Below are 11,875 nucleotides of genomic sequence, written 5' to 3'. Positions count from 1 at the left end.
GACAGGCTGGTCTCGGCGCTGACGCCGGAACGGCTGGCGGGTGTCATGCGCCCGAAGGTGGACGCGGCGTGGAATCTGCATGAGTTGACGCGTGAGCTGGGGCTTTCGGCGTTCGTGTTGTTCTCGTCGGCTGCGGGTGTGCTGGGCAGCGCGGGCCAGGGCAATTACGCGGCGGCGAACGTGTTCCTCGATGCGCTGGCCGCCGTACGCCGCGCCGAAGGACTGCCCGCGACCTCGCTGGCCTGGGGTCTCTGGGAGCAGCGCAGCGACATGACCGGCGAGCTGGGCCAGGCGGATCTGGCGCGGATGGCGCGTTCGGGGCTGAGGGCGCTGTCGTCGGACGAAGGGCTGGCGTTGTTCGACGCCGGTGTCGCGGCGGACGAGGCGTTGCTGCTGGCGGCGCGGTTCGACACGGCGGCGCTGCGCGCGGCGGAGGCGACCGTCCCGTCCATCCTTCGCGGACTGGTGCGGGGGCCGGTGCGCCGGGCGCGTGCCGGTGAGGGCGCCGGGACGGCGGAGGGCCTGGCGCAGCGGTTGGCCGGGCTGACGCAGAGCGAGCGGACGCGTGCGCTGTCGGAACTCGTACGGGGACACGTGGCGACCGTCCTGGGCCATGACTCGGCCGGTGCGGTGGAGGAGAGCCGTGCGTTCAAGGATCTCGGCTTCGACTCGCTGACCGCCGTGGACCTGCGGAACCGGCTGAACGGCGCCACCGGGCTGCGGCTGCCCGCCACCCTCGTCTTCGATCACCCCACACCGGCCGCCCTGGTCGTCCATCTGCATGCCGAGCTGTTCGGCGCCACGGAGACGGCTGTGGTGCCGGTGGCTTCGACGGTCGCGGCCGAGGACGACCCGATCGTGATCGTGGGCATGGGCTGCCGCTTCCCCGGCGGTGTGCGATCGCCGGAGGAGCTGTGGGACCTGGTCGCCCGGGGCGTCGACGCGGTGTCGGAGTTCCCGGTGGACCGTGGCTGGGACATCGAGGACCTGTACGACCCGGACCCGGACCGGCAGGGCAAGACGTACGCCAGGGAGGGCGGCTTCCTGCACGATGCGGCCGAGTTCGACCCCGCCTTCTTCGGGATGTCGCCCCGGGAGGCGCTGGCCACCGACCCCCAGCAGCGGCTGCTGCTGGAGACCGCGTGGGAGGCGTTCGAGCGTGCGGGGGTCGATCCGCAGTCGCTGCGGGGCAGCCGCACCGGTGTGTTCGCCGGGGTCATGTACAACGACTACGGCTCGCGCCTGCGAGTCACGCCCGACGGGTTCGAGGGGTACCTCGGCAACGGCAGCGCGGGCAGCGTGGCCTCCGGCCGCCTCTCCTATGTCTTCGGGCTGGAGGGCCCTGCGGTCACGGTGGACACGGCGTGCTCGTCGTCCCTGGTGTCACTGCACTTGGCGGCCCAGGCACTGCGTAACGGCGAATGCTCGCTGGCCCTGGCCGGTGGCGTCACGGTGATGTCCACCCCGGCCGTCTTCGTGGAGTTCAGCCGTCAGCGCGGCCTGTCGACGGACGGCCGGTGCCGGTCGTTCTCGGACGACGCCAACGGTGCCGGATGGTCCGAGGGCGCGGGCATGCTGCTGCTGGAGCGGTTGTCGGACGCGCGGGCGAACGGCCACCGGGTGCTTGCGGTGGTCCGGGGCTCGGCGGTGAACCAGGACGGTGCGTCCAATGGTCTGACGGCGCCGAATGGTCCGTCGCAGCAGCGGGTGATCCGGGCCGCACTGGCGAACGCGGGCGTGGCGGCGGCGGATGTGGACGCGGTCGAGGCGCACGGTACGGGGACGAAGCTGGGCGACCCGATAGAGGCGCAGGCGCTGATTGCTACGTATGGGCAGGGGCGCGCCGAGGGTCAGCCGCCGCTGTGGCTGGGGTCGCTGAAGTCCAACATCGGGCATGCGCAGGCCGCCGCCGGTGTGGCCGGTGTCATCAAGATGGTGCAGGCCATGCAGCACGGTGTGCTGCCGCGGACCCTGCACGCGGATGAGCCGTCGACCAAGGTGGACTGGTCGGCCGGTGCGGTGGAGCTGCTGAACGAGGCGCGGGAGTGGCCGGACGCTGACGATCGTCCGCGCCGGGCGAGTGTGTCGTCGTTCGGTGTGAGCGGGACGAACGCCCACGTCATCCTGGAGCAGGCCCCGGCCGTGGAACCGACGTCGGATGCGAGCGCGGTCGTGGCCGGCGTCGTGCCGTGGGTGGTGTCGGGGCGTGGCGAGGCCGCGCTGCGGGGCCAGGCGGCTCGGTTGTTCTCCCGGGTGGAGGGTGAGGCCGAGCTGTCGCCCGTGGATGTGGGCTGGTCGCTGGCGGCGGGGCGCGCCGCGCTGGAGGACCGCGCGGTGGTCGTGGGCGGTACGGCGGCTGAGCTGGCCGCTGGGCTGGGGGTGGTGGCGCGAGGTGAGGAAGCGCCTGGTGTGACGCTCGGCTGGGGTGTGGCCGGTGGTGGTGGCCGGGTTGCGGTGGTGTTCTCGGGTCAGGGCTCGCAGCGGGTCGGGATGGGCCGGGAGTTGTATGGCCGGTTCCCGGTGTTTGCGCGGGCCTTTGACGAGGCGTGCGAGGCGCTGGATGGGGAGCTGGCCGGGCATGTGGAGTGCTTGGTGCGGGATGTGGTGTTCGGCGAGGCCGGGGCGTCGGGTCTGCTGGATGAGACGGTGTTCACCCAGGCGGGTTTGTTTGCCGTCGAGGTGGCGCTGTTCCGGCTGGTGGAGTCCTTCGGTATAACGCCGGACTTCGTGGGCGGGCACTCCATCGGCGAGATCGCGGCAGCTCATGTGGCGGGTGTGTTCTCGCTGGCGGACGCGGCGAGGTTGGTGGCGGCGCGCGGCCGGTTGATGCAGGCGCTGCCTTCCGGTGGCGCGATGGTGGCGGTGCAGGCCGCCGAGGCCGAGGTCGTCCCGCTGCTGTCCGGCCGTGAGGACCAGGCGGGGATCGCGGCGGTCAATGGTCCGTCGTCGGTGGTCCTGTCCGGTGACGAGGACGTGGTCCTTGAGATCGCTGGTGAGCTGGCTGAGCTGGGGCGTAAGACCAAGCGGCTGCGGGTCTCGCATGCGTTCCACTCGCCGCGCATGGAGCCGATGCTCGCCGAGTTCCGTTCCGTGGCCGAGGGGCTGACGTACGCCGCCCCGCAGGTGCCGGTGATGTCGAACCTGACGGGCTCACCGGCCACCGCCGGGGAACTGGACTCGGCGGACTACTGGGTGCGGCATGTGCGGGAGGCCGTGCGCTTCTCCGATGGCATCAGCGCTCTCCACGCCGAAGGCGTCGGTGTCTTCGTGGAGGTCGGTCCGGACGGCGCGCTCAGCTCCATGGGTGCCGAGACCCTGCCCGACGCGGCGTTCGTGCCGGTGCTGCGGGCGGACCGTGCCGAGGAGCGAGCGTTCGTCGAGGGCATGGCCCGGGTGTGGACGCGGGGCGTGGACGTGGCCTGGGAGCAGGTGTTCACCGGCACGGGAGCGTCCTGGACGGATCTGCCGACGTACGCCTTCCAGCGCGAGCGGTACTGGCTGGAGGGCGGCGCGGACGCGGCGGGTGCTGGAGCGGCGGCCGGGCTGGGGCTCGGTTCGGCGGAGCATCCGCTGCTGGGCGCCGCGGTGGAGCTGGCGGGCGCGGACGGGCTGCTGCTGACGGGTCGGCTGTCGCTGCGTACGCATCCGTGGCTGGCCGATCACGTGGTGGCGGGCGCGGTGCTGCTGCCCGGGACCGCGTTTGTCGAGCTGGCGGTCCGGGCCGCCGACCAGGTCGGCTGTGACGCGGTGGAGGAGCTGACGCTTCAGGCCCCGCTGATCGTGCCGGAGAGCGGCGGTGTACTGCTCCAGCTGGTGGTGGACGAGCCGGACGAGGCCGGGCGGCGTTCGCTGACCGTGTACTCCCGCGCCGAGGACGAGGCTGCGGGCGGGCCGTGGACGTGCCACGCCATGGGCGTGCTGGGGTCGAGCGGTGCGCGGTCGGCGGCCGATGAGCTGGCGGTGTGGCCGCCGGTGGGTGCGGAGCCGGTGTCTGCGGACGGCATGTACGCGGACCTCGATGCTGCTGGATTCGGCTACGGGCCGGTGTTCCAGGGCGTACGGGCGGCGTGGCGGCGCGGGGACGAGGTGTTCGCCGAGGTCGCGTTGGACGAGGAGCAGCAGGAAGAGGCGGCGCGCTTTGGTCTGCATCCGGCGCTGCTGGATGCGGCGTTGCACGGCGTGCAGCTGGGCGACTTCTTCTCGGATGGCCGGGCGCGGTTGCCGTTTGAGTGGCGTGGTGTGTCGTTGTACGCGGCGGGTGCCGGTGTGCTGCGGGTGCGGCTGGCTCCGGCCGGTACGGACGCGGTCTCGGTGACGGTCGCGGACAGCACCGGGCAGCCCGTCGCGGCGGTCGAGTCCCTGGTCATGCGCGAGGTGGATGTCGATCGGCTGGCGGGCGCGGTGAGCGGTGGGACGCGGGATGCGCTGTTCCGCGTCGAGTGGACCGCGGTGCCGTCGGATGCGGTGGCGTCTGGCGATGTGGCCGTGGTCGGTTCGGGCGATGGTGCTGCGTACGCCGATCTGGAGGCACTGAGCGCGGCTGTCGGGGCTGGGGCTTCGGTGCCGGATGTGGTGCTGGTTCCGTTCGTGACGTCGGCTGCCGGTGAGACGGGGCGGGCTGCGCATGAGGCGGTTGGGTGCGCTCTGGGATTGGTGCAGGCGTGGTTGGCCGATGAGCGGTTCGCCGGGTCGCGGCTGGCTGTGGTGACCACGGGTGCGGTGGCGGCCGGGGCCGACGAGTCGGTCGGGGATCTGGCGGCGGCTGCCGCGTGGGGGCTGCTGCGGTCGGCACAGACGGAGAACCCGGGCCGGTTCGTGCTGGTGGACACCGACGGCGAGGAGACGCCGTCCGCTGCCCTGGCGTTGGCCCTGGGCGCGGGCGACGAGCCGCAGCTCGCGGTGCGCGGTGACGTGGTGTACGTACCGCGGCTGGCCTCGGGCGCTTCGTCCGGGCAGGGCGATGCCCCGTCCTGGACCGGCTCCGATGGTGACGGAACGGTGCTGGTCACGGGGGCCACGGGGGTGCTGGGCGGTCTGGTGGCGCGGCATCTGGTGGTCGAGCACGGTGTGCGGCGGCTGTTGCTGGTGAGCCGTCGTGGTGCGGAAGCTGAGGGCACCGACGCGCTGATGGCGGAGCTGTCGGGGCTGGGTGCGGAGGTGTCGGTGGCCGCGTGCGATGTGGCCGACCGGGACGCGCTGGCCGGGCTGTTGGACGGGATTCCGGCCGAGCATCCGTTGAGCGCGGTGGTGCATACGGCGGGTGTGCTGGACGACGGGCTGGTCTCGGCGCTGACGCCGGAACGGCTCGATGAGGTCATGCGCCCGAAGGTGGACGCCGCGTGGAATCTGCACCAGCTGACGCGTGAGCTGGACCTGTCGGCGTTCGTGCTGTTCTCGTCGGCTGCCGGTGTGCTCGGCAGCGCGGGCCAGGGCAACTACGCGGCGGCGAACGTGTTCCTGGACGCGCTGGCCGCCGTACGCCGTGCCGAAGGACTGCCCGCGACCTCGCTCGCGTGGGGGATGTGGGAGCAGCGCAGCGGCATGACCGGCGAGCTGGGCCAGGCGGACCTTGCGCGGATCGCTCGCTCGGGGCTGAGGGCGCTGTCGTCGGACGAGGGACTGGCGCTGTTCGACGCCGGTGTCGCGGCCGATGACGCGTTGCTGCTGGCGGCGCGGTTCGACACGGCGGCGCTGCGCGCGTCGGACGGGACCGTCCCGGCCATCCTCCGCGGACTGGTCCGAGGCCCCGTACGCCGCGCACGGGCCACGTCCGCCTCCGGCGGCCTCGCTCAGCGCCTCGCCGGGCGTTCCGGCGACGAACAGCGCGCGGAACTCCTGGAGTTCGTGCGCGGACACGTCGCGATCGTCCTGGGCCATGGCTCGGCGGGGGCGGTGGAGGAGAGCCGGGCTTTCAAGGATCTCGGCTTCGACTCGCTGACGGCCGTGGAGCTGCGCAACCGGCTCAACGCCGCCACCGGCCTCCGACTGCCCGCCACGCTGGTCTTCGACCACCCCACCCCCAACGCCCTCGCCCGGCACCTCAGCGCCGAGCTGTTCGGCGCTGCGGAGACGGCTGTGGTGCCGGTGGCTTCGGTGGTCGCGCCCGAGGACGACCCGATCGTGATCGTGGGCATGGGCTGCCGCTTCCCTGGTGGTGTGCGGTCCCCGGAGGAGCTGTGGGACCTGGTCGCGAGCGGCACCGACGCGATCTCGGAGTTCCCGGTGGACCGTGGCTGGGACGTGGCGAACCTGTACGACCCGGACCCGGACCGGCAGGGCAAGACGTACTCCCGGGAGGGCGGCTTCCTCCACGACGCCGCCGAGTTCGACCCGGAGTTCTTCGGCATCTCGCCGCGCGAGGCGCTGGCGATGGACCCGCAGCAGCGGTTGCTGCTGGAGACCTCGTGGGAGGCGTTCGAGCGGGCGGGTGTCGATCCCCAGTCGCTGCGGGGCAGTCGGGCGGGCGTGTTCGCGGGCGTGATGTACAACGACTACGCCTCCCGGATGCAGACGGCCCCCGACGGCTTCGAGGGATACATCGGCAATGGCAGCGCGGGCAGCGTCGCCTCGGGCCGGGTCTCGTACACCTTCGGGCTCGAGGGCCCGGCGGTGACGGTGGACACCGCGTGCTCGTCGTCCCTGGTGACCCTGCACCTCGCGGTGCAGGCGCTGCGCAACGGCGAATGCACCCTCGCCCTGGCCGGTGGCGTCACCGTGATGTCCACCCCGACGACCTTCGTGGAGTTCAGCCGCCAGCGGGCCCTGTCGCCTGACGGCCGGTGCAAGGCGTTCTCGGACGACGCGAACGGCACCGGCTGGGCCGAGGGCGCGGGCATGCTGCTGCTGGAGCGGCTGTCCGACGCCCGCCGCAACGACCACGAGGTGCTTGCGGTGGTCCGCGGCTCGGCGGTGAACCAGGACGGTGCGTCGAATGGTCTGACGGCGCCGAACGGCCCGTCGCAGCAGCGCGTGATCCGCGCCGCGCTCGCCAACGCTGGCGTATCGGCGGCGGATGTGGACGCGGTGGAGGCGCACGGTACGGGGACCACGCTGGGCGACCCCATCGAGGCGCAGGCGCTGCTCGCCACGTACGGCCAGGAGCACGCCGAGGGGCAGCCGCTGTGGCTCGGCTCGCTGAAGTCCAATATCGGGCATGCGCAGGCCGCTGCCGGTGTCGCCGGTGTCATCAAGATGGTGCAGGCCATGCGCCACGGTGTGCTGCCGCAGACGCTGCACGCGCACGAGTCGTCGTCCAAGGTGGACTGGTCGGCCGGTGCGGTGGAGCTGCTGAGCGAGGCGCGAGCGTGGCCGGAGGCGGAGGGGCGTCCGCGTCGGGCGGGCGTGTCGTCGTTCGGGGTGAGCGGTACGAACGCGCACGTCATCCTGGAGCAGGCACCCGAGGCGGAGCCGGTACGGAAGGCCGACAGCGCGCCACCCGCCGCCCTGCCATGGGTGTTCTCCAGCCGTGGTGCCGGGGCGCTGCGGGGGCAGGCGGCGCGGCTGCTGTCGCACGTCGAGGGCGACGGCGGGCTGTCGCCGGTGGATGTGGGCTGGTCACTGGCCTCGGGACGTGCGGTGTTCGAGAACCGTGCGGTCGTGGTGGCCGGAGACCGGGACGGCCTGGCGTCCGGTGTCGCTGCTCTGGCGCGGGGCGAGGAGGTTCCTGGGCTGGTGACGGGCACGGCCGCGGGGGCTGGCGGCCGGGTGGTGTTCGTGTTCCCGGGGCAGGGTTCGCAGTGGGTGGGGATGGCGGTGGAGTTGCTGGATGCTTCGCCGGTGTTCGCGGAGCGGATGGCGGAGTGTGCTGCGGCGCTGTCGGCGCATGTCGGCTGGAGCCTGCTGGATGTGGTGCGGCAGGTGCCGGACGCGCCCTCGCTGGACCGTGTCGACGTGGTGCAGCCGGTGTCGTGGGCGGTGATGGTGTCGTTGGCGGCGCTGTGGCGTTCGTACGGCATCGAGCCCACGGCCGTCGTGGGGCACTCGCAGGGCGAGATTGCCGCGGCCTGCGTCTCTGGTGCGCTGTCGTTGGAGGACGGTGCGCGGGTGGTGGCGTTGCGGTCGCAGGCCATCGCCGGTGGTCTGGCTGGTCGTGGCGGGATGGCGTCGGTGGCGTTGTCGCTGGCCGAGGTTGAGGCCCGGTTGGAGCGGTGGGCGGGTCGGCTGGAGGTGGCCGCGCTCAATGGCCCGACCTCGGTCGTGGTGGCCGGTGAGCCGGAGGCGCTGGACGAGCTGGTGGCGGAGTGTGAGGCCGCTGAGGTTCGTATCCGTCGTATCGCGGTGGACTACGCCTCCCACACCACACATGTGGAGCTGATCGAGGACGAGTTGGCCCGGGTGCTGGCGTCCGTACGACCGCAGACCAGCAAGGTGCCGTTCTTCTCGACGGTGACGAATGAATGGCTGGACACGACGACGCTGGACGCCGGGTACTGGTACCGGAACCTGCGGCAGACGGTTCGCTTCCAGTCAGCCATCGAGACGCTGACCGAACAGGGCCACAGCACGTTCATCGAGGTCAGCTCGCACCCCGTCCTCACCATGAGCGTGCAGGACATCGCCGACGCGGCCGTGGTCACCGGCACGCTGCGCCGGGACGACGGTGGGCTGGATCGCTTCCTGACCTCCCTCGCCGAGCTGTGGGTCCAGGGCATGGACGTCGACTGGACGCGGGCCTTCGCCGCCACCAACCCTTCCCGCGCGGACCTGCCCACGTACGCCTTCCAGCGCCGCCGCTACTGGCTCGACGCCCCCGCCGTCGCGGCGAGCAGGGCAGTCACCCTGCCTGCCGATCAGGTCGAGGAGCGTTTCTGGGAGGCGGTCGAGAGCGGCGATCTGGAGTCGGTGGCGTCGACTCTCGACGTCGAGGGCGAGGCACAGCAGTCGTCGCTGGGTGATCTGCTGCCCACCCTCTCGTCGTGGCGCCGGCAGCGTCGTACCCGGTCCACCGTCGACGGTTGGCGTTACCGGATCGCCTGGAAGCAGGTGCCGGAGGGCGCGTTGACGGACGAGGTGCCCACCGCCGGTACGTGGCTGCTGGTGGTCCCCTCCGGGTACGCGGACGACCCATGGGCGACCTCCGCATCCCAGGCGTTGTCCCACGGCGGAGGGACGGTCGTCCCGCTGGTCTGGGATGCGGCCGACGGGGACCGCGCCGGGCTGGCCGCCCAACTCGCCGAGGTTCGCGCCCGGCACGGTGACATCAGCGGCGTACTGTCGCTGCTCGCGCTGGACGAGGATCCGCATCCGCCGCACCCCGTGGTGCCGCGCGGCCTGGCGGCCACGTTGCGGCTGGTGCAGGCGCTGGGCGATGCCGCGTGGGACGCACCGCTGTGGCTGGCCACGCGGGGTGCCGTGGCCACGGGGCGCCCGGACGGCAACGGCTCCGCCGTCAGCGCGGCGCAGGCGCAGACCTGGGGTCTCGGCAGGATCGTCGGCCTCGAACACCCGCAGCGCTGGGGCGGGTTGGTCGATCTGCCGGAGGCGCCCGACGCCCGCACGATGACGCGGTTGCGCGGCGTGCTGACCGGTGGCGTACGGGCCGGGGGCACACCAGCAGCAGGCACACCGGCCGGAGCCGCGGAGGGCGGCACCGAGGACCAGGTCGCGCTGCGCGCCACGGGCGTGTTCGCGCGACGGCTGGTGCACGCGCCGCTCGGGGACGTACGGGCCGTACGGGACTGGAAGCCGCAGGGCACGGTCCTGATCACCGGCGGAACCGGTGCGCTGGGCGGGCACGTGGCGCGCTGGATGGCGCGGCGCGGGGCCGACCATCTCGTCCTGACCAGCCGCCGTGGCCTGGAGTCTCCGGGCGCCGGTGAGCTGCGGGACGAGCTGACCGCGATGGGGGCCAGGGTGACGGTGGCCGCGTGCGACGTCGCGGACCGCGCGGCGCTCGCCACGCTGCTGGAGGAGCTGCGGGCGGACGGTTCTCCCGTGCGTGCGGTGGTGCACACGGCAGGTGTGGCGCCGAACGCGAGCCTCGACGCGACGGACGACGCCACGCTCGCCGAGGCCGCGTCGGGCAAGGTGTCGGGCGCCGTCCACCTCGACGAGCTGTTGGCCGATGAGGACCTGGACGCCTTCGTGCTGTTCTCCTCGAACGCCGGGGTCTGGGGCGCCGGTGGCCAGGGCGCGTACGGCGCGGCCAACGCACACCTGGACGCGCTGGCGCAGCGCCGCCGCTCCCGGGGGCTGCCCGCGACGTCCGTCGCGTGGGGTGCGTGGGCCGGTGCGGGCATGCTGACGGACAGCGGGGCGGAGGAGCACATGACCCGGCTCGGCGTCCTGTCGATGGACCCGGAGTTGGCCATGGAGGCGCTCCAGCTGGCGCTGGACCACGACGAGACGTGCGCCGTGGTCGCCGACGTGGACTGGGCGCGCTTCGCCCCTGCCTTCACCGCCGCGCGGCCACGGCCGCTGCTGCACGACCTGCCCGAGGTGCGCCAGGCGCTCCAGGAGGCCACGGCGGCGCACACTTCCGACAGCGAGGAAGCCGACGGGGCCGGGGCGCTGGCCGGGCGGCTCACGGCGATGACGGAGGCCGAGCGCGAGCGCACCCTGCTCGGCCTGGTGCGCTCCCACGCCGCCGCCGTGCTGCGCCACGACGGAACGAACACGGTGGGCGAGGACCGGGCCTTCAAGGATCTGGGCTTCGACTCGCTCACCGCCGTCGAGCTGCGCAACCGGCTGCAAGGCGCCACCGGGCTACGGCTTCCCGCGGCGCTCGTCTTCGACCATCCGACACCCGCCGACCTCGCCGCCTACCTACGGGCACAGCTCGTCGGAAGCGCGGTCGGCAGCGGGGAGTCCGCGATCGCGGAACTCGACAGGCTGGAGGCGGCGGTGTTTTCGATCCTCCCGGAGGACGAGGACACCCGGACCACCATCACCTCGCGGCTTCAGCTGCTCCTGTCGCGGCTGGGCGACGCCACGGAGGACAACCCTCCGGGCGGCGCCGCGCCGGACGAGGGACCGGCCGTGGAAGACCAGCTGGATACGGCGACGGACAACGAGATATTCGACTTCATCAACCGGGAGTTCGGTAAATCATGACGGGGAACGAAGACAAGCTCCGGGAATATCTCAAATGGGTGACGGCCGACCTCCACAAGACGCGGGCGCGCCTCCAGGAGCAGGAGGCGGCCGAGCGCGAACCCATCGCGATCGTGGCCGTGAACTGCCGTCTTCCCGGAGGTGCCGACTCGCCCGAGGGGCTGTGGCGGCTGCTGTCCAGCGGTACCGACGCCGTATCCGAATTCCCCGACGACCGGGGCTGGGACATCGACGCGCTTTACGACCCCGACCGGGAATCGGGAAAGCCCGGCACCAGCTATGTGAGGGAAGGCAGCTTCGTTCGCGATGCCGCCGAATTCGACGCCGACCTCTTCGGGATTTCGCCGCGTGAGGCCCTCGCCATGGATCCACAGCAGCGGCTCGTCCTCGAGGCGTCGTGGGAGCTGGTCGAGCGCGCCGGTATCGACCCGTCGTCGCTCAAGGGCAGCCGCACCGGGGTCTTCGTCGGCGGCACGCCCTCCCATTACGGACCGCCTCCCGAGGCGGTGCCCGAGGACGTGGCCGGTTACGTGGTCACCGGCGGTTCGGGCGCGGTGCTCTCGGGGCGCCTCTCGTACGTCCTCGGCCTGGAAGGGCCCGCGGTGACGGTGGACACCGCCTGCTCGTCGTCGCTGGTCGCCCTGCACGAGGCGGTGCACGCGCTGCGCCGCAAGGAATGCTCGCTGGCCGTGGCCGGGGGTGTGGCCGTGCTGTCCACTCCGGTGGCGTTCGTGGAGTTCAGCCGTCAGCGCGGGCTGGCCGCGGACGGGCGCTCGAAGGCGTTCTCCGACGCGGCCGACGGCATGGGCTGGGGCGAGGGCGT

2 protein-coding genes are annotated in these 11,875 nt (G+C 72.5%); both read left to right on the top strand.

What is annotated here, in order from left to right:
• Positions 1-11,052, top strand: an 11,052-nt coding sequence (locus tag SSOG_RS14845) for a type I polyketide synthase (protein ID WP_245606297.1), incomplete at its 5' end; no start/stop codon positions are given.
• On the top strand, positions 11,049-11,875 hold an 827-nt coding region (locus SSOG_RS14840), incomplete at its 3' end, for a beta-ketoacyl synthase N-terminal-like domain-containing protein (protein WP_039941098.1). The genes SSOG_RS14845 and SSOG_RS14840, both read left to right, overlap by 4 nt.

Origin of the sequence: Streptomyces himastatinicus ATCC 53653, from assembly GCF_000158915.1 — a bacterium.
GTDB lineage: Bacteria > Actinomycetota > Actinomycetes > Streptomycetales > Streptomycetaceae > Streptomyces > Streptomyces himastatinicus.
The sequence above is the reverse complement of the archived record's forward strand: the minus strand, read 5'-3'. Positions and strand labels throughout refer to the sequence as shown.